We start from the raw sequence: 18,137 nt of genomic DNA, 5'->3' as shown, positions 1-18,137 counted from the left end.
TTAGCTTGCCGCCCTGACGGGTGAATTATATAAACGAATAACTTCAATATTGCGTGTTGATACGGAGTTGTCAGAACGAAGTCGACCTTCGATATAAACAGCTATGTGATTGACGCGTCCAGTACTTGGTAGTGCATTGCAAGTTGCTGGTGGTAATTGGCTTGCATTGGTGTTGCTATTGGTGGCATTACTGATATAGCAAAATCGAAGGTCGGTAATTTCAATATTACGGTCAGTCGTGTCTACCCATGTATTGTTAGTATCTGGAATACATGAATTGAGTGTGTCGCCGCCTGTACGCATTTGGATGGTGCCATTGTTTAGGCGAAAGCCGCCGAATTCATTGCTCTCAGGTGTTCCACCGCTTTTGTTGCGGTCGTAAGTGTACAAGATGCAGTGATTTGTAGTCGTACTTGGGTCTGAGTTAGTGCATGGTAATGTGTCACTATCACTCGTGCAGTTCCGAATGTTGTTAAACGAATTAGTTGCTGTGGAGCCCGAGTAACCCGCGCGACGAATGTCTTTGCTGATTAGTGATGCAATTTGGCGGATGTCCTGATTTAACGTGTTGGTCTTCAGATTGCTACCTTGAGTTTGAATATTATTCACCAAGAATGAGGATAGCCCTAACAAAAGAAACATGCCTATTGCAATCGCAATCAGTATCTCAATCAGGCTAACACCCCGCTGCGAGTTTAGAGTTAACATGCTGGAAGTCCTGAGATTGCGGTGCTGGAAGATGGAGAGCATACGGTGACTTTGCCCACAGGATTCAGTCGTGCAGCCCCCGACCTTTCTGCATCACCACTACCACTTGAAATTTGAATGTTTCCGGGTATTGAGAAGGTGCCATTTGTAACGGTCGGTAGATTGCGGATATTGTCGAATGTAATTCGATAACTTGAATTGTCTGTGCCGGATAAGCGAATATTCGATGAGTTATTTTTTCTATTGTAAATGCAATTTGTGCCTGTGGCACAGTCACAGCTGGTGTCAGTTGCGACGCCAATGCACCAGTCGGTCGAGCTTGTTCTTTTGATTATAAAATGGACCGCCGAATTCCTTTTTAGGGCTTCGTTCTTTGCCAGGTATAAATCTTGCTGTATTTTTAATACTTCTGACTTTGCTCGAGACGAAGCAATCATGCTGGACCAACTAGGGACAGCAACCGCGGCTAAAATCCCAATAATTGCAACTGTAATTAGCAATTCCAGTAGTGTAAAACCACACATCTTGTGCTTCATTACGAACTCCAGCAGTTACTGCTTGCCACGTTAGCACTATCAGTGGAAGTTTGATTAATGTTGCCATTACTAATCGTCATGATTAATTTCTTGCACTTGGTGTCGGCTAGCTGACTGCCTGCCGCGGTCGCGGTTAGCACGTAACCTGTTGCAGACACTGAAGAAATATTGATTGTGTAGTAACCATTACCATTCAAGTTATTGGTAGAGGTCTGAGATGTGTTAGTTGTGGCAGTAGCACCAGCGGGCAATAAATTCAAACCTGCCGAATTTAGATTTACAGTGTAACTAGAGTTATTGGCACGCCACTTCTCTTGAGCTTGCTGAATGCGGCTCATTGCTGTCGTTGCATCTGTACGGCGCGCTTTGCGTACGTAGTCCTGATAGGCCGGAATCGCGATTGCGGCCAAGATGCCGATAATCACCACAACGATCATCAATTCAATCAGCGTAAAACCGCCAGCTTTGCGGGGCATGCCTGCTCTCCAATTTGGGTTGGTTGCATCGTAAGGTTTTTGCCTTACAGCTGCAAGAGTGGGTGTGATCTGAGGCGCAGAGCGGTCAGTTATGCACGATAAGTGGTTATTTTTAGGTGCCTGTTTAAGACAACTTGTGATGTGCGGCACGGTGCAGCCGATCTTGTACCGCCAGCCATTCGGGTGTGTGTGGCGGTAACTCGAGCAGCAGGGCGTCGTAGCCGGCCAGATCCAGCTGGCGCAGGGTGGCGTACAGTGCTTGGGCATAATTGTCGCTGTCGGTTGGCATCGGGTGCAGCGGATAAGTGGCTGATTGGATGGCCGAATAGCTCAGTACCATAATCCGTTCGCCCGCCGTTTGGCGTTGGGCGGCAGCCGCCATGATCTGCTCGGCGTGACCGGTAATCAGCGTGGTACGGGGGGCGTAGTGCGAATCAAGCAGTCCGGAGACGCGTTGCTTGGCGGAATGCTGATTGGTGTGATGCTCCAGTGGATGGCCTAATACCGCTTCGATGGCGGCGCGGGAGACGCCGCCAGGGCGTAAGAGCTTGGGCGTATCGCCAACCAAACTGACAATTGTGGATTCCACTCCCACCGCGCAGGGGCCGCCGTCCAGCACCAATTGCAGCACCTCGGGGCTGAATTCGCCACGCACGTGCTCCGCCGTGGTGGGGCTGACATGGCCAAATTGATTCGCGCTAGGGGCGGCAAGGCCGCCGCCAAATTCGCTGAGCAAGGCATGGGTGAGTGGATGGGCGGGGGCGCGCAGGCCGACGGTATCTTGGCCACCGGTGACGGCAGGGCTGACATGCGGCTGGCGTTCCAGAATCAGCGTGAGCGGGCCGGGCCAAAAGGCTTCTGCCAACAGATAAGCTTCATCAGGAATATTCTGTGCCCAGGCGGCCAATTGCGCGGCGCCGGCAATGTGCACAATCACCGGGTGATCGGCCGGGCGCCCTTTGGCGGCAAAAATCTTGGCCACCGCTGCCGGCTGGCTGGCATCGGCCGCGAGGCCATAGACGGTTTCGGTAGGAATGCCGACTAGCTCTCCGGCGCGCAATAAAGCCAGTGCGGCGCTGATTTGGGCGTGGGGGAGCGGGATATGCGACATGATGGCGAACTCTAAACAGACAGTGCGCTCATTATATCACCCACGGGGAGGGCAAGCCCGGTGGCGACGGTGTGCAATTGATAGCGAGGGTATTGCTCGGAGGCCTCTTTAAATCAATGCCCTCATGCTAATACCCTGTCTCCGTATCTGATATCTGCCCAGCGGATTCAGGCGTTTTAGAGATATAGCATGGCGCGGCCAACGGCGATGGCGGTGGCGTCATCGCGCAGCAGGCGAACTAGCTCAAGCGCAAATAAGCCCGCGGTCGCCGGGCCGCGTGAGGTGGTGATCAGTCCATCGGTGACCACATTAAAGGCGCTAACTTTGGCGCCATGTTCGCTCAATGTTGCTTCGCAACCAGGAAAGCAGCAGGCGGCCAAATCGCGCAACAGCCCAGCTTTGGCCAATACCATTGGCGCGGCGCAGATAGCGGCCACGCGCCGGCCGGCGGCAAATTGGCTGTGCAGCCGCCCAGCGAGCAAAGGATGCGCCAGCATATGCTGTGTGCCCGGTCCGCCCCCCGGCAGCACCACTAGATCGGGTATCTCGCTGGCAGCCTCATCAAAGCTAAGGTCTGCGGCAATACCCACATTGTGCGCGCCAGCCACCAGCCCGGCGGCAGCTGTGCTGACCAGATGGGTGTTGATGTCGGCGCGGCGCAAGATGTCCACGATGGTGATCAGCTCAACTTCTTCAAAACCGGGGGCCACATACACATGAGCCAAAGGCATGGCGTACTCCTAGCGGGATAGCGGTGAAAGTGCGGATCGTGCTCAGTTTAGTAAATTGGCAAAGCCATAAACAGCTTGATGATGATGGCGTTGGCAATATCGATAAAGAACGCGCCCACCATCGGCACCACAATAAAGGCTAAATGCGAAGGCCCAAAGCGATGGGTAACGGCTTGCATATTGGCAATCGCGGTCGGCGTGGCGCCCAGTCCAAAGCCGCAATGTCCGGCGGCCAGCACCACCGCATCGTAATTGGCGCCCATTACCCGGAAAGTGACCCACATCGCGTAGGCCCCCATCGCCAGGGCTTGTACCAGCAGGATCAGTAGCATCGGCAAGGCAAGGTTCGCTAGCTCCCACAGGCGCAAACTCATCAGCGCCATGGCCAGAAACAGCGACAGGCTTACATTGCCCAGCACCGAAATTTCACGATCAAAGACCTGATACCAACCCAGGCCCGACAGTACATTGCGCAGCAACACGCCGTTAAACAGCACGCACACAAAGGTGGGCAGCTCAAATGCCGTGCCGGCCAGCGCTTCGGCCAACATATGCCCACCGGCCAGACTTAAGACTATCAGTGCCAGTGATTCGATAAAGGAATTCACAGTGATCAGGCGCGTGGCTTGCGGCTCTTCAAACATGCCCGGGTCTTGATCTTGATTATGCTCGGCGCCGGGTGGGGTAACTTTTTTAAGCAGGATTTTCGCTACCGGCCCACCGATCAGCCCGCCCAAAACCAGCCCAAACGTGGCGCAGGCCATCGCCAGCTCGGTCGCGCCATTGATACCAAATTGCTCGCTAAAGACCTTGCTCCAAGCCGCGCCAGTGCCGTGGCCGCCCGAGAGGGTAATCGAGCCGGCCAGCAGCCCCAAATGGCCGGGCAGACCCAAGATATTGGCCAGGCTAATCCCGATGATGTTTTGCAGCAAAAGTAGGCCCAGCACCACGCCGAGGAATTTCATCATCACTTTGCCGCCGGCACGCAGGCTAGCGAGATTAGCCGAGAGGCCAATGGTGGCAAAAAAGGCCAGCATCAGCGGGGTTTGAATGCTGGTATCGAATTTGACGGTTACCCCGGCTACTTGCTGGGCCAGCAGCAATAGGCCCGCCACCAGGAGGCCACCGGCCACCGGCTCGGGAATGGTAAAGGCTTTCAGCGGTGCGGTTTTTTCCACTAATAGCCGGCCCAGTAGTAGCACCAGCGAGGCGGCAACCAGCGTGCCATAAAGGCCAATCGAAATAGGTGGCATAGAAACTCCCAACAAACGGCCCACCGGGCCGTAGACATGACAATGGCTTGCAGATAATGCAAGCCATTGTAGGGGAGTGCGGCGCGTGGCCGCTATTAATTAATGCCCTTGCCTTAGTCGGCCGCCAGCTCGGTTTCCAGCGCCAACAGCTCGGCAATGCTTTGCCGGCGGCGAATCAGCCGTGCGGTATCGCCCTCTTGCAGCAACTCGGCAATCAATGGGCGGGTGTTGTAGTTGCTCGACATACTCGCGCCGTAGGCGCCGGCATCGTGAAACACCACTAAGTCGCCAATTTCGGCGGTAGGTAGGGCACGCGGGGTGACCACGCCGCCTTCTTCCTGGGTAAATACATCACCAGATTCGCACAAAGGGCCAGCCAGGACAGTAGCGCGCAGCTCGCCAGTGGCGGCGCTGCCATCGGCGCACAGTACGCTCACCTCGTGGTAGCTGCCATACATGGCCGGGCGCATCAGATCAGAAAAACCGGCATCCACCAGCACAAAATGATTATTGCCAACATCTTTTTTCGCCCGCACTTCGGCCACCAGCTTGCCGCTTTCGGCCACCAAGAAACGGCCTGGCTCGATTTCCAGATGCACAGGGTGGCCCAGATGGGTTTCGATTTCTTTACGCGCCGCATCCCACAGGCTGAAGTAATGCGCGGTATCAATGCGCTCGCCGCCCACCCGATACGGAATTGACAAGCCGCCGCCAGCGGAAATCGCACGAATATCGCGGCCCGATTCTTTCACTTGCGCCACCATCGCTGCGCATACTTCCTGCAAATGGCTGTAATCCACGCCGGAGCCAATGTGCATATGCAGGCCCACCAGATCGAGCTGGTATTGCTCGATTAGCGCCAGCGCTTGCGGCAGCTGCTCATGCCAGATGCCGTGCTTGCTTTGCTCACCGCCGGTATTGGTCTTCTGGCTATGGCCGTGGCCAAAGCCGGGGTTGATCCGCAGCCACACGCGGTGGCCCGGATGCGCTTGCCCCAGCTGCTCCAGCATTTGCGGGCTGCCGCAATTGACTTGAATATCCAGCTCAACCACGCGGGCTAATGTGGCGCGATCCAGCAAATCGGCGGTAAACACGATGTCGTCACTGTCGGGGCCGGCCTGAAAACCGGCAGCCAGTGCGCGCTCGATTTCGCCCAGTGATACCGAATCCACCTTCACGCCCTGCGCGCGCATCAGGCGCAGGATATGGGTATTGGAGTTGGCTTTTTGCGCAAAGCGAATGGTGTCGAACACCTGCAGCTGGCTGATGCGCTCGCGGATCACTGCCGCGTCGTAAGTCCAGAAGGGGGTGCCGTGTTCGGCAGCGAGGCGGGCCAGTTGCGGGCCATTCAGCGGTTTCATGGCAAACTCCAGATCATTGCAGTCAAGTGGTGATGCGGCTATTCAAACAGAGCCCTTATCCGTGGTAAAACGATAAATTCTCTGCCCACCCGAAATTGGCTTATGTTGGATTACAAATTGCTCGATGCGCTGGATATGGTGCTGCGCTGTGGCAGCTTCGAGGCCGCCGCCAAACGCCTGCATCTGACGCCCTCGGCCATTTCGCAGCGCATTCGCCAGCTGGAAGAGCGCCACGGCGAAGTGCTACTCCGCCGCGATACGCCGCTCTCGGCCACGCCCACCGGCGAAAAACTGCTGGCCCATGTGCGGCAAGTGCGCGCACTGGAAGGCGAGCTGAGCGAGCAATTACGCGCCGAGCCTGCCAGCAGTAGCTGGCTCACCCTGCGGGTGGGGGTGAATGCCGATACGCTGGCGCTGGGTTTGTTGCCCGCTTTGGCGCTGGCGCTGGGAGAGGCGCAGCTCTTGCTCGATTGTGTGGTCGATGATGAAGCCTATACGCTTGATCTGCTGCGCTCGGGTGAAGTGTCTGGGTGTATTAGCACGCAAGCAGGCCCGGTGGCTGGCTGTGGGGTGATACCGCTGGGGAGTATGGAATACATCGGCGTGGCTACGCCGGGTTTTAGCCATGATTACTTCAGTGCGGGCCTTAGCAGCGGCACCTTGGCCGCCGCGCCGGCAGCCGTCTTTGGGCATAAAGAAAGCCTGCACCGCCGCCTGCTACGCGAACGATGGGGCCTGCTGGAAGGCCAATATCCCTGCCATGTGATTCCCGAAAGTAATGCCCTCTTTGCCGCCGCGCAGGCGGGCCTGGCCTACGCCGTGGTGCCACGGCAGCAAGCAGCCGCCGGCTTGGCCGCCGGCCAGCTGCAAGCCTGGCCCGAGCTGGCGGCCAATGTGCCGCTGTATTGGCATCACTGGGCGCGGCAAACTCGCCCCGCCCGCGCACTGGGCGCCGCGCTGCAGGCCTTTGCCCAGCAGCATTTGCAGCCGGTAACGGCGCAATAATGTGCACTTGTCGATTTTTAAGTTCGGCGCCGCCGCGCCGACAGGATGCCCGATGACCGAACCGCTGATTGTATTTCTTGATGCCGCTACTTTGCCGGTGCAGCTTAAATCCTTACCGCTACCCCATCGCTGGGTCAACCATGCCCACACCCGCGCCGATGAAGTGGTGGCGCGCTTGCAAGGGGCGACGGTGGCGGTAACCAATAAAGTTGCGATCACGGCCGAGATGTTAAGCCAGCTGCCGCAGCTGCGGCTGATCGCCGTGGCGGCCACCGGGTTTAACAATATCGATCTCGCCGCCTGCCGCGCGCATACGGTGGGGGTGTGTAATATCCGAGACTACGCCATTCATGGCGTTGCGGAGCATACCCTGATGCTGATGCTGGCTTTGCGGCGGCAATTACTCAGCGACCGGCAGCGGGTGCAAGCGGGCGAGTGGCAAAACGCCAGCGGTTTTTGCCTGCCCGCCAATCCGGCACTGGAGCCGCCGCATGATCTGGCCGGAAGCCGGCTGGTGCTGGTGGGCAGTGGGGCGCTGGGGCAGGCCACGGCGAAATTGGGCGCGGCTTTTGGCATGCAGGTGTTTTTTGCTGGCCGCAAAGGCCAGCCCGAAACCCGCCCCGGCTATTTGCCCTGGGAGGAGGCACTGCGCACCGCTGATGTGTTGAGCATTCATTGCCCGCTCACCGACGGCACCCGCGGCCTGATTGGCGCTGCAGAGCTGGCACTGTTGCGGCCTTCGGCGATTGTACTGAACACCGCGCGCGGCGGCATTGTGGATGAAGCGGCACTGCTGGCTGCGCTGCAAACTCGGCAAATTGCCGGCGCAGGGCTGGATGTGCTGAGTAGCGAGCCACCGCGGCAGGGCAATCCACTGTTGGACGTGCAGTTGCCGAATCTACTGATCACGCCGCATGTGGCTTGGGCCAGCGTGGAAACCATGCAAACCTTGGCCGATCAGCTGATCGACAATATCGCTGGTTATCTCACCGGCGCACCGCGTAATTTGTTGTGAACAGTGGTGAATTATGGGGCCAGCTGCGGCTGGCGCTAAAGTGAAAGCCCACCGTTTTCACAGATGCGCCCACGGGCGCTAGGTGGGCGAAAGGCTTGCTGAGATGGCGCTTTTCAGCGCTCCACTGGCCCTGTACACAGCCCGCGTGCATAGGCTTTGGTATAGCTTGTGGGTAAGTCGGCTAAGCCCTTGTGCCAGTGATGTTTTTTAATGGTGCCTAATTTTTGTGCAGGTGCGCCCAGCAAAATCGGCTTATCCCCGTGGGCTGCGCACAGCTGCTGGGGTAAGTTGTGGACAAGCGCTTTAGTGGCCTGATCTGCAAGGGGAAAACGCCGCTGCCTGTTTTTTAGGCATTTTCGTTCGGCGGTGTGTTGGCGGCAGCCGCTGCCGGATCCCGTTCCTGATCCAGCTCGCGGTTCCGTTGCCGTTCGCGCCGCCGCTCTTGTTGCCACTGGGCCCAGCGGCGGAACAGCCAGCCCTGCGGTTGCTCTTCGCCGGTGCGGATGTAATCGAGCAGGCCAATGTTCTCTTGCACTGCCGTGTGGGCTAGCCGCGCATGGTGATCGCCAATAAACAGCACTTCATCGCCAAATTGCAGCCGCGTGCTGCTGGCGGGTAAGAGCTGATCCACCCCCGCATGCCGGTGCAACAGCGCCACGCAGCGCAGCGTATCACCATGATTGAGCGCATCGTGGGTGTAATGGCCGATCTGCAGTGGCGGCGTGGGCTGCGCCAGCATGGCGTGCACGGCTGAGGTGTTTTGGGCATTAAAGCGTACCCGCCAGATTTCCGGCACTTGGCCTGCGCACAGCTGGTGCAGCTGCGGCAAAAACTCGGCCGCCCAGTCTTCACTTTGCTGCAGAATCAGCGCCATCGCCTCCGCCAGCAGCGGGTTTTCCATCGCCCGCAAGCACTCGTGCGCAATAATCTGCGCCCGGATCGAGGTGATATTGGGTTTAAAGGCTTCAAACAGCAGGTGATTGTGGGTAAGGTTTTGCCGCGCCACGGTAAAGAGCTGCGGGTTGATTTCCCGTGCGGTGGCCAGCGCCGACAGATTATTCGCATCGTGATCATGGCTGACTAGCAGCCCCACCGCGCGCTCGATGCCAGCCGCTTTGAGCGAGGCGGCCTCTACGCCCAGCGCCTGGATAAATTCGGCAGGCGCCAGTTGCGCCTGCGGCTCTGGGTCTATCACCGTGACCGTGCAGCCCGCGCGCAGCAGCGAGCCATGCACGGCGGCGCCAAAGCGCCCGTAGCCGACAATCACCCAATGCCCCACCGGCGGGCTGGGCTCTTCCACAATCGGGTTGCCGGGAAAGTCGGCCAGAATATCGCATACCCGCGTCACTTGCGGCTGCTGCAGGCGGCGGCTGAATTTGCGCCCCACCGTTTGAAACAGATTGATCACCTTGTTGGCGCCAAACGAGGCCATATTGTCTGCCACCGATTGATTACGGCTGCGGCAAATCGACAGTAATTTCGGTCGTAATACATAAGCGCCAATCGCGATCGCCAGATTGGCCTCTTCGTTGCCGGTAATGGCCAAAATGCCTATGCACTGCGGGTGCTCAATGCCGGCGATTTTTAATATTTCCGGGTTGGCCGCATCGCCGGCGTAGCAGGGGGTATCAAAGCGAAAATCTGCCAGCGCAATCTCGTTTACCCGCTCTTCGCGCTGCTCGATGATCACAAAGCGGATATCCAGATCATCTAGTACCTTGCACAGCAGGCGGGCGGTCTGACCATAGCCGCAGATCAGGTAAAACGGCTCGGCCAATTGGCGCACTTTGCGGCGAAAGCGCGCCTGTGCAATCGCTTTGCGCAGCGTTTCATCGCGCATCAGCCCAAAGATCGAGCCAATCGCGTAGGCCCAGCCGGTCACCGCCAGATAAATGCAGCACAACACCCACAAGCGCTGCTGATAAGTAAACGGGTAGGGGATCTCGCCAAAGCCAATCGAGGTGGCGGTGTAGCTAATAAAGTAAAAAGCGTGGAAAAAATCGATGTGATAGGGCCGGCCCTGATCATCCACGCCGGGAATCAAAACCAGCCCCAGCACGGCAATGCCGTAAATCGCGATCAGCATCACGATGGGCGCACGCAAGCGCCGCAGCATTAAAAAGAAAATGCCATCCATGCCGTGCTAACCCACTTAGCGGCGATGTTGCAGCGTTTCGCCGATCAGCAACACCACCGACACCACATTGGCGGCCAGGGCACCAGCGGCCAGCGAGACCACCATTGAGGTCACACCCGGCGTCATGCCCGTACCGCTGACATATTCGGCATGGCCCCATACCAGCGCCGCCGTCACCAGCTGCAGATCGGCAACTAGGCTCGTGGCCAGATGCAGCGCGCCGACCTGAGTGCGGTCCCCAAACTTGAGCGCAGTGGCGATGAAATTAACCACAATCGCGGCAAATAGCTCAAACACATCATGCTGGTGCGGCACATCGATCTGCCCGAGCACAAAGCCGAAATTTAACGTGCAGGCCAGCAGGATAAAAAAACCGAAAATGACTTTTTCAATATTCATGGCAAGGCTCGCGCGGGGGTATGGCTGTGAAATGGCGGATTAGCGGGCTTAGCGCCCGATACTGCTATTGGTATGCATTGTGGCCGAGCCCTGACGGGAGTTCAACCTTGGCCACCAAAATCGTGAATTATCCACCCCTCGCGTGGATAAAGCGCGCCCGCGCTTGTGGATAGTGTTGCTAAGCCCTTGATCTGCCGGAAAAGTGCTAGATTGGTGCAAAATCGGGCAGTACGCCGTGATTTACTCACCCGCAGCGGGCATAGCGCATAGGGTAAGTTGTGGGCAACTAGGCTAAGCCGCTGAATCCAGAATGAAAAAGTTTGGTGATTAAAAAATAAGCAATTGGGCTGGATTGAGGATGCAGTCATGTTCATTCTGATCATCCACCGGCCGCGCTGGTGACTTTATTCCCGCCGCAAACTAAGCCGCGCCCAGCTTGCTGAGCAATTCATCCCCGCTAGACGGGGGCAGCTGCGGGCACAAGCTGTGGATGAGCCAGCTAATAGCTTGATCTGTTGGCATAAAATGCTTCTGACTAAAAAATGGGCAACGAAATCACTCTGCAGCAATTCATCCACGCCGGCCGGGCACAGGCAGGTGGGCAAGCTGTGGGTAGTTGGGCTAAGTGATTGATTGCTTGATGTTTAGTTGTGGCGCCTATTTTTTAATCAGTGTGCGTGATGTCGTACCAAGCCGACGCCGGCTGCTGTGAGGCTAGCTCGGCATCAGGGGGTTAAACACCAAGCCCTGCGTTTTATCCCCGCCTAGCGGGCACAGTTGCGGGCATAAGCTGTGGAGCAATGCGGTAAGTCGCTGATGTGGCAGCTTATCTTGATCTTGCTTAAATTTTAGGCGCTGAGTGTGGTCGCTGTGTTTTTGCCCAACAAGCGGCTGGATCTGGCCGGGTTAGGTTGTTTGGTGCGGATTTTAGGCGGTCGGAGAGTAGTGCATAGCATATGCCCTTGCTCAAGGCCGGTGGCAATGAGGGGAGTTTATCCCCGCCGTACACAAAAAGCGGGTATGCCAGCGTGGGCAAACTGTGGGTAAGCCGCTTAAACCTTTGTTTGGGAATAAAAAAAGCCCGCTGCCTAAATTTTGGTCAGCGGGCTGTGGGCTGGTCGTGCGGGTTCAGTCGCGAGGGCTTAGGCGAGGAAGGGGAAGAAACCGCTTAAACGCAGTAGCGACAAGCCGATCGCGCCCATCATCAGCGCAATCAGGCCATCCAGAATGCGCCAGGCCAGCGGTCGAGCGAACAGGGGGGCCAGCTTGCTGGCACCAAAGGCCAATGAGAAAAACCACAGGCAGGAAAAGCTCACCGCGCCCAGCAGAAACATTGGCTGATTGGCCGGCGCTTGCTGCGCGCCAATGCCGCCGACCAGCACCACTGTGTCGAGAATCGCATGCGGGTTCAGCAGCGAAAAGCCCAGTGCGGCCAAAATCACGCTCTTGGTGGTTTGCTGCTGCTCGGTTTGCGTATCCAGCTGCATCGCAGTGGGGCGAAAGGCTTTTTGCAAGGCGCCCCAGCCAAACCACCACACAAAAAGTGCGCCACCCAGCGCCATCCAGGCTTGCAGGCCCGGCAGCATTTGCAGCATTTTCCCCATGCCCAACATACCCGCGGCCATCAGTACGAAATCACACAGCACGCAGGTGATGGCGGCCACGAAAATATATTGCCGGGTAATTCCTTGGCGCAGCACAAAGGCATTCTGGGCGCCGATGGCCATGATCAGGCTGGCGCACAGGCCCATGCCTTGAAAAAACACACTGCTATTCATCATCTACACACATTGTTTGTTTGATCCAATTGGCATGATTGTGCGCAAGGGCGGGCCAAAGATGAAGAATATTTAAATTTCTTTGTTTACCATTAAAATAATTAAATATTAAGCCCAGCCGGAGCCGCTATGCAGTTTGATCACAAACAGACCGAAGCCTTGCTGGCAGTGATGGATAGCGGCAGCTTTGAGCAGGCCGCCGCCAAGCTGCATCTCACCCCGTCGGCAGTTTCGCAGCGGGTGCGTCAGCTGGAAACCGCGTTGGGTACGCCCTTGCTGGTGCGCTCGCGGCCCTGTCGGGCCACCTTGGCCGGGCAACAGCTGGTGCAATATTTGCGCCGCGCCCGTTTGCTGGAGCAAGATTTTCTGGCCGGGTTTTCTGGGGCCGCCTCGGCGACCTTGAGTGTGCCGCTGGCGGTGAATGCCGATACGCTCAGTACGTGGTTATTGCCCGCGATCAGTGATTTTTTGATCAGCGAGAATGTGCTGCTCAGCCTTACGGTGGACGATCAGGATCACACCCATGCCCTGATGCAGGAAGGGCAGGCCTTGGCCTGCGTGGCCTCCGAGCCGCAACCGATGCAAGGCTGCTTGGTGCATCCGCTGGGTATTTTGCGCTATCGCATGTTGGCCTCGCCGCAGTTTCATGCCCGCTGGTTTGCTGGCGGTTACAGCCGCGAAGCGGCGCGGCTGGCGCCGGTGATGGTGTTTAACCGCAAGGATGCGCTGCAAGCCGATTTTCTGCAGCAGCGCTTTGGCCTGCGCCCCGGGGCTTACCCTGAGCATCATGTGCCGGCGAGCGAGCCGTATCTGCAGGCGATTTTGTTGGGGCTAGGCTGCGGGATGGTGCCGCATCTGCAGGCCGATCCACTGATCGCGCGGGGTGAGCTGATTGATTTGGCGCCCGATCAGCCCACCGATGTGATGCTGCATTGGCATCACTGGAAAGTGCAATCCCCGCGGCTGGAACGGCTCACGCGGCGCCTGGTGGAAGTGGCGCAGCAGGTGTTGCTGCAAGCGCACTAATCAGCCTACCTTGCCCCCACTGGGTATAAGCTTCCAGACTAATATCAATCAGCGATAGCGGGCAATACCCGGCATATGCTGACGGTATGCTTGCATGGCTATGTCTTTATTTGCTAATGGTAATAATTCTCAAAAACTGTTGCAGATGAGAATCAAACTCGGTAATATTTGGGAATGATTCTCGATAACTCAAAAACAATGCTGGCCGTACTAGCGGCCCACGGGGTTTTGTTGTATGGCGCAGCCCACTGGCAGCGCCCACAGGCCGAGCCGCAGCCGGTGTTTTTGCAGGCGGTCCCCCTGCCGATGGGTCAGGAAGCCGCGCCAACCGAACCTAAACCCCCGGCACCTTTGCCCAAGCTGAAAGAAAAAATCCAGCAGGTGCGGCAAAAAGTGCAGGAAAAAATCGCCAAGCCCACCAAACCGGTAGTGAAGCAAGCCATGGCCGCCACGCCCGAGCGAGCCGCCACCCTTGAAGTTTCGGCCGCGAAAGAAGGCACGAAAGAGCTGAAAGAGCTGCCGGCGCCAGCGCCGAGTGAGCAAGCCAATACCGGTGCAGCCAGTGCGGGGCGTGAAGGCAAGGCCCGCGATGCCGAGCCGGTAGTGAGCGCTCCCAGTTTTCACGCCAATTATCTTAATAACCCCAAGCCGCCATATCCGCCGGCCTCGCGGGCGTTGGGTGAGCAAGGCCTGGTGCGCTTGAAAGTGGTAGTAAACCCAGACGGGCAGCCTAGCAAAGTGGAAGTCGATAAGAGTAGTGGTTTCCAGCGTCTGGATGCTGTGGCCGAAGCTACGGTCAAAAAATGGCGGTTTGTGCCGGCCAAACGGGGCGATGAAGCGGTGGTAGGTACCGTGATCGTGCCGATGAATTTTTCACTTGAGAAGTCGTAAGGATTGAAGCAATGGATTTATCGCTGGTATTGCACTCAGGCGACCCGATTTTGCAGTCGGTGTTTGGTCTGCTGATTTTGATGTCGGTTGTGAGCTGGGTGGTGATCGTGGCCCGCACGCGGCAGCTGTGGGTAATTAAGCGCCACCAAACCCAATTTATGCAGTCTTTCTGGGAAGCCAAAGACTGGCAGGAAGCCTTAAATCTGGCCAGCAAACATCCAGCGCCGGCGGCCAAACTGGCTTGGGCTGGCGCCGATGGCCTGCGTCACTATCGCGCGCATCAGGAAGGTGGCCTGGGCAAGGCGGTGTCGCTGGATGATTATCTGGTACGCAAACTGCGTACCCGCTTGGGGCAGGAAACCGCCACGCTGGAACGTGGTCTGACTTGGCTGGCAACGACTGGCTCGGTGGCGCCGTTTATTGGCTTGTTTGGCACCGTGTGGGGTATCTATCACGCGCTGGTCGGTATCGCGACTGCGGGCAATGCGTCATTGTCGACGGTGGCAGCGCCAATCGGTGAAGCGCTGGTGGCCACGGCAGCCGGTCTGGCTGTCGCGATTCCGGCGGTGATTGCCTACAACGCTTTCGTGCGCAGCAACCGCCGCTTTGGCCAAGAGCTGGATGGCTTTACCCATGATCTGCATGCCCAGTTGCTGACGGAGGGTGGTCATGGCGTTCGGTAGTTTTAATCAGCAAGACGCCGCGCCGATGGCCGAAATCAATACCACGCCGCTGGTGGATGTGATGCTGGTGCTGTTGGTGGTGTTTATCGTTACGGCGCCGGTCATGACGCATGCGGTGCGGGTGGAATTGCCCAAAGCCACTGCAGCGGTGGTTGAGCAAAACAAGCAACCGATCCGGCTGACGCTGCAGGCGGATGGCGGCCTGCTGGATGAACAGCAGTTGGTGGATCCGGCCAGCCTCGATGCACGTTTTGCGGCTGCCTTTGCCGCCGACCCGCTGACCGAAGTGCATTTATATGCCGACAAAACGGTGCAATACGAGCGGATTGCCCAAACCATGGCCGCCGCGCAACGCGCCGGTCTGACCCGCATCGGCCTGATGACCAGTGGTGAGCCTACGGCCGCCAGCGGTAAATAGCCATGCGCTCCTGTTCAAAGCGCTTGAACCGCGGTGAATCTGCCTGTCGGGGCTGGCTATGCGCTGAGTTTGACTTTGCTATCCCGGTCGATTGGCCAGGCGAGTAGGGGGCGGCTACGCCGTAAATCTCAGCGCTAGACCACTGACATGGCGGGTTCACCCCGCCATTGTCGTTTCTAGCGCTGCTGTTTTTTTCATCACCCGGAAGTGCTCTCTGCTTCCGTTTTATTCACTCTAACTACAACTCAAAATGACCATGAAAGACACGAAGAAAAAACCGGCGGGTATCCGCCATCTGGCCAAATATCCGGCCGCTGCGGCCCTGTTTGGCGTTGTTGCCGGTACTGCACATGCTGCTGAGGTTGAGCTGAAAACGGTTGAAGTTAAAGCCACCCAAGCCAGCCAAAATGGCACTGCTGATACCTATGTGGCGCCAACCGTGAGCGTGGGCCGCACCAAGCAAGAAGCCCGCGATGTACCGCAGTCGGTGACCAGTGTAACGAATCAGGTGATGCACGATCAGGATGCCAACACCCTGAAAGAAGCGCTGCGCAATGCCGTGGGTGTGACTTTTAATGCGGCCGAAGGCGGCGCCAGCGGCGATGGTATCCGTATCCGCGGCTTTGGTGCTTCCAATGATCTGTATCTGGATAACTTCCGCGATTCAGCGCAATACAACCGCGATACTTTTAACACCGATACGCTGGAAGTATTGCGTGGCCCAGCCTCCATGCTGTATGGCCGTGGCTCAACCGGCGGGATTGTTAATCAAGTTAGCAAAGCGCCATTCCGTGGCGATCTGAATCAGCTGAGCACGACCATTGGCACTGATAGCTTCTATCGTGCCGAAGGCGACTTTAACCGCGCTATCGGTGAAAGCTCTGCCGCACGTCTGACGGTCATGGGCCAGAAAGCGGGTAGCTTCCGCGAAGGCGCCGAGATGAATCGCTGGGGTTTCGCGCCTTCGGTGAAAATTGGCATCGGTGAGCCAACCGAAATCACGCTCTCTTACCTGCACTATCAAGAAGACAACGTGCCAGACTACGGCGTGCCGTACTATCGACAAGGACCGGGCGTTCGCACCGTACTCGATAAGAATGGCAAGCCAGTACAGCAGCCCGTGCCAAGTGAGTCATTGCATGGTACGAACAAGCCAATCGATCGCGTTGATACTTTCTATGGTCTGAAAGACTTTGATAGCGAGAAAACCCGTACCGATGTGCTGAGCGCGATTGTGCAGCATCAGCTGGCACCGAATATGGTGCTGAAAAACAGCACACGCTACGGCCAGTATGATCTCGATCTGCGCGCGAGCGCGCCAGGCCTCTCGTTTGCAAATCCAAATGAAGTCCTCAGCGATAGCACCAAAATTACTCGTGGTCGCAAGCTGCGTCAGCGTGAGCAGGAAATCCTCTCCAACGTAACGGATCTGCTGTGGGATTTTGAAACCGGCACCATTCGCCACAATGTACTGGCCGGTGTTGAGCTGACCCGTGAAACCCTGCTGAGCACAGGCCGTGCCCAACTTATGAATGGAACTGCCTCCAACTGCACCCTACCAAGCACCACGGTGGGTAACCCGGTGACTGGTGGCGTACCCAATTGCGCTGCGCCAGTGAAAACCGGTGAAGCTGAATCCACCGCCGACACCGTGGCCTTCTACTTCCAGGACATGATTGATCTGGATACCAAATGGAAGATCCTGCTGGGCGCTCGTTTTGACAACTTCAAAGCCCATACCGAAAACCGCGATGCAAACGGCGTGCAAACCAGCCGTCTGGGCCGTACCGACAATGTATGGAGCTGGCGTACCGGCCTGATCTACCAGCCAGATCAGCAGCAATCGTACTACCTGTCTTACGGTACCTCGTTCAACCCATCGGCTGAAGCCTACTCGACCGATCCACGCGGCGAGAAAACCGATCCAGAAAAGAACGCCAACTACGAGTTGGGCGGGAAATGGAATCTGTTTGATGGCGATTTAGCCCTGCGTGCTGCGCTGTTCCGCACGGTGAAAACCAACGAGCGGCAAACCGACATTGAAGTCGGCGTGCCCAAGCCTTTCCTGCTGTCTGGCAAACGCCATACCGACGGGGTTGAGCTGGAAGCCGCCGGTCGCCTGACGGATAAATGGCAAGTCTTTGCCGGTGTGGCACTGATGGATCCGGTAATTGATAAAGTGGCCGGTACAACGCCGAAATCACGCGAAGGCAATATGCCGGATAATGCGCCGCGTTATACCGGTAATGTCTGGACGACTTATCAAATCGATGGCAATTGGAAACTGGGCGGCGGCTTTAATGCCATGGGTAAACGCTATACCGGTACGGATAATGTGGTGTATCTGCCAAGTTATGTACGCTGGGATGCGATGGCCGAATGGTCTAACCGTGATCTGAGCGTACAGCTGAACGTGTACAACCTGTTTGATACCGATCACTATGAAGGTCTGTATGCTGGCTTTGCTGTGCCAGGTACCGGTCGCTCAGCGCGTGTGACTGTTGGGTATAAGTTCTAAGCCTATATAAATCAAGCGTTATCTAGGTATACATGCCTAGGTATGTTTGAATCACAGCCGGGAATGCGTGCATTCCCGGTCTGTTTTTCTG

The 18,137-nt window shown here is 57.0% G+C and carries 17 protein-coding genes; 7 read left to right on the top strand and 10 right to left on the bottom strand.

Translation table 11 applies throughout. The features are described from left to right. From QV747_RS12865 to lysA, 7 genes are all read right to left on the bottom strand, one after another. A complete protein-coding gene (locus QV747_RS12865) occupies positions 1–708 on the bottom strand; it encodes a prepilin-type N-terminal cleavage/methylation domain-containing protein (protein ID WP_273431459.1) in 708 nt (235 codons plus the stop codon). Further along, the gene (locus QV747_RS12860; RefSeq protein ID WP_273431457.1) at positions 702–1,244 is read right to left on the bottom strand and encodes a GspH/FimT family pseudopilin; all 543 of its coding nucleotides are present in this window, start codon (positions 1,242–1,244) and stop codon (positions 702–704) included. The genes QV747_RS12865 and QV747_RS12860 overlap by 7 nt, the downstream gene beginning before the upstream one ends. After that, positions 1,244–1,720, bottom strand: a complete 477-nt coding sequence (locus QV747_RS12855) for a type IV pilin protein (RefSeq protein ID WP_273431454.1) — start codon at positions 1,718–1,720, stop codon at positions 1,244–1,246. Before QV747_RS12855 ends, QV747_RS12860 begins: the two co-directional genes overlap by 1 nt. Positions 1,721–1,844: 124 nt before the next feature. Beyond that, the gene (locus QV747_RS12850; protein WP_273431452.1) at positions 1,845–2,831 is read right to left on the bottom strand and encodes an L-threonylcarbamoyladenylate synthase; all 987 of its coding nucleotides are present in this window, start codon (positions 2,829–2,831) and stop codon (positions 1,845–1,847) included. 176 nt (positions 2,832–3,007) lie between these two features. Then, positions 3,008–3,562: a DJ-1 family glyoxalase III gene (locus QV747_RS12845; protein WP_273431450.1), complete on the bottom strand. Its 555-nt coding sequence runs from the start codon at positions 3,560–3,562 to the stop codon at positions 3,008–3,010. A 47-nt stretch (positions 3,563–3,609) separates the two neighbouring features. After that, the gene (gltS, locus tag QV747_RS12840) at positions 3,610–4,815 is read right to left on the bottom strand and encodes a sodium/glutamate symporter (RefSeq protein ID WP_273431448.1); all 1,206 of its coding nucleotides are present in this window, start codon (positions 4,813–4,815) and stop codon (positions 3,610–3,612) included. Between the two features lie 113 nt (positions 4,816–4,928). Then, the gene (gene lysA / locus QV747_RS12835; protein ID WP_273431446.1) at positions 4,929–6,176 is read right to left on the bottom strand and encodes a diaminopimelate decarboxylase; all 1,248 of its coding nucleotides are present in this window, start codon (positions 6,174–6,176) and stop codon (positions 4,929–4,931) included. Between the two features lie 102 nt (positions 6,177–6,278). On the opposite strand from lysA, the gene QV747_RS12830 reads away from it, so the two are divergent. Together QV747_RS12830 and QV747_RS12825 are read left to right on the top strand one after the other, a co-directional pair. After that, complete coding sequence (locus QV747_RS12830) at positions 6,279–7,181, top strand: ArgP/LysG family DNA-binding transcriptional regulator (RefSeq protein WP_273431444.1); 903 nt, start codon at positions 6,279–6,281, stop codon at positions 7,179–7,181. 52 nt (positions 7,182–7,233) lie between these two features. Continuing rightward, positions 7,234–8,196 carry a D-2-hydroxyacid dehydrogenase gene (locus QV747_RS12825; RefSeq protein WP_273431442.1) on the top strand — a complete coding sequence of 321 codons (963 nt, stop codon included), beginning with the start codon at positions 7,234–7,236 and terminating at the stop codon, positions 8,194–8,196. Between the two features lie 346 nt (positions 8,197–8,542). On the opposite strand, the gene QV747_RS12820 is transcribed toward QV747_RS12825, so the two are convergent. From QV747_RS12820 to QV747_RS12810, 3 genes are all read right to left on the bottom strand, one after another. Further along, complete coding sequence (locus tag QV747_RS12820; RefSeq protein ID WP_273431439.1) at positions 8,543–10,333, bottom strand: potassium channel protein; 1,791 nt, start codon at positions 10,331–10,333, stop codon at positions 8,543–8,545. A gap of 15 nt (positions 10,334–10,348) precedes the next feature. Then, positions 10,349–10,732: a DUF6394 family protein gene (locus tag QV747_RS12815; RefSeq protein ID WP_028450945.1), complete on the bottom strand. Its 384-nt coding sequence runs from the start codon at positions 10,730–10,732 to the stop codon at positions 10,349–10,351. 1,142 nt (positions 10,733–11,874) lie between these two features. After that, positions 11,875–12,513 (bottom strand): LysE/ArgO family amino acid transporter, encoded by a 639-nt coding sequence (locus tag QV747_RS12810; protein ID WP_245575304.1) that lies wholly within the window; start codon positions 12,511–12,513, stop codon positions 11,875–11,877. A gap of 126 nt (positions 12,514–12,639) precedes the next feature. On the opposite strand from QV747_RS12810, the gene QV747_RS12805 reads away from it, so the two are divergent. The 5 genes from QV747_RS12805 to QV747_RS12785 all read left to right on the top strand — a co-directional run bounded on the left by QV747_RS12805 (position 12,640) and on the right by QV747_RS12785 (position 18,046). Continuing rightward, positions 12,640–13,536, top strand: a complete 897-nt coding sequence (locus tag QV747_RS12805) for a LysR family transcriptional regulator ArgP (RefSeq protein WP_273431435.1) — start codon at positions 12,640–12,642, stop codon at positions 13,534–13,536. Positions 13,537–13,734: 198 nt separating this feature from the next. Further along, entirely contained in the window at positions 13,735–14,427 is a 693-nt protein-coding gene (locus QV747_RS12800; protein ID WP_273431433.1) for an energy transducer TonB, read from the top strand. An 11-nt stretch (positions 14,428–14,438) separates the two neighbouring features. Next, on the top strand, positions 14,439–15,110 hold the full coding sequence (locus tag QV747_RS12795) for a MotA/TolQ/ExbB proton channel family protein (RefSeq protein WP_273431431.1): 672 nt from the start codon (positions 14,439–14,441) through the stop codon (positions 15,108–15,110). Beyond that, positions 15,097–15,528, top strand: a complete 432-nt coding sequence (locus QV747_RS12790) for a biopolymer transporter ExbD (RefSeq protein WP_273431429.1) — start codon at positions 15,097–15,099, stop codon at positions 15,526–15,528. The genes QV747_RS12795 and QV747_RS12790 overlap by 14 nt, the downstream gene beginning before the upstream one ends. 256 nt (positions 15,529–15,784) lie before the next feature. Next, positions 15,785–18,046: a TonB-dependent siderophore receptor gene (locus QV747_RS12785; RefSeq protein ID WP_273431427.1), complete on the top strand. Its 2,262-nt coding sequence runs from the start codon at positions 15,785–15,787 to the stop codon at positions 18,044–18,046. Positions 18,047–18,137 lie beyond the last annotated feature (91 nt).

This window comes from uncultured Chitinibacter sp., assembly GCF_945957625.1.
In the GTDB taxonomy this organism is placed as follows: domain Bacteria; phylum Pseudomonadota; class Gammaproteobacteria; order Burkholderiales; family Chitinibacteraceae; genus Chitinibacter; species Chitinibacter tainanensis.
The sequence above is the reverse complement of the archived record's forward strand: the minus strand, read 5'-3'. Positions and strand labels throughout refer to the sequence as shown.

Excerpts from the sequence above, each read along its gene's own strand:
- QV747_RS12845 (WP_273431450.1), bottom strand. The coding sequence starts at position 3,562 with ATGCCTTTGGCTCATGTGTATGTGGCCCCCGGTTTTGAAGAAGTTGAG.
- QV747_RS12860 (WP_273431457.1), bottom strand. The coding sequence starts at position 1,244 with ATGAAGCACAAGATGTGTGGTTTTACACTACTGGAATTGCTAATTACA.
- QV747_RS12820 (WP_273431439.1), bottom strand. The coding sequence starts at position 10,333 with ATGGATGGCATTTTCTTTTTAATGCTGCGGCGCTTGCGTGCGCCCATC.
- QV747_RS12850 (WP_273431452.1), bottom strand. The coding sequence starts at position 2,831 with ATGTCGCATATCCCGCTCCCCCACGCCCAAATCAGCGCCGCACTGGCT.
- gltS (WP_273431448.1), bottom strand. The coding sequence starts at position 4,815 with ATGCCACCTATTTCGATTGGCCTTTATGGCACGCTGGTTGCCGCCTCG.
- QV747_RS12805 (WP_273431435.1), top strand. The coding sequence starts at position 12,640 with ATGCAGTTTGATCACAAACAGACCGAAGCCTTGCTGGCAGTGATGGAT.
- QV747_RS12800 (WP_273431433.1), top strand. The coding sequence starts at position 13,735 with ATGCTGGCCGTACTAGCGGCCCACGGGGTTTTGTTGTATGGCGCAGCC.
- QV747_RS12855 (WP_273431454.1), bottom strand. The coding sequence starts at position 1,720 with ATGCCCCGCAAAGCTGGCGGTTTTACGCTGATTGAATTGATGATCGTT.
- QV747_RS12865 (WP_273431459.1), bottom strand. The coding sequence starts at position 708 with ATGTTAACTCTAAACTCGCAGCGGGGTGTTAGCCTGATTGAGATACTG.
- QV747_RS12795 (WP_273431431.1), top strand. The coding sequence starts at position 14,439 with ATGGATTTATCGCTGGTATTGCACTCAGGCGACCCGATTTTGCAGTCG.
- QV747_RS12810 (WP_245575304.1), bottom strand. The coding sequence starts at position 12,513 with ATGATGAATAGCAGTGTGTTTTTTCAAGGCATGGGCCTGTGCGCCAGC.
- QV747_RS12815 (WP_028450945.1), bottom strand. The coding sequence starts at position 10,732 with ATGAATATTGAAAAAGTCATTTTCGGTTTTTTTATCCTGCTGGCCTGC.
- QV747_RS12790 (WP_273431429.1), top strand. The coding sequence starts at position 15,097 with ATGGCGTTCGGTAGTTTTAATCAGCAAGACGCCGCGCCGATGGCCGAA.
- lysA (WP_273431446.1), bottom strand. The coding sequence starts at position 6,176 with ATGAAACCGCTGAATGGCCCGCAACTGGCCCGCCTCGCTGCCGAACAC.
- QV747_RS12830 (WP_273431444.1), top strand. The coding sequence starts at position 6,279 with ATGTTGGATTACAAATTGCTCGATGCGCTGGATATGGTGCTGCGCTGT.
- QV747_RS12785 (WP_273431427.1), top strand. The coding sequence starts at position 15,785 with ATGAAAGACACGAAGAAAAAACCGGCGGGTATCCGCCATCTGGCCAAA.
- QV747_RS12825 (WP_273431442.1), top strand. The coding sequence starts at position 7,234 with ATGACCGAACCGCTGATTGTATTTCTTGATGCCGCTACTTTGCCGGTG.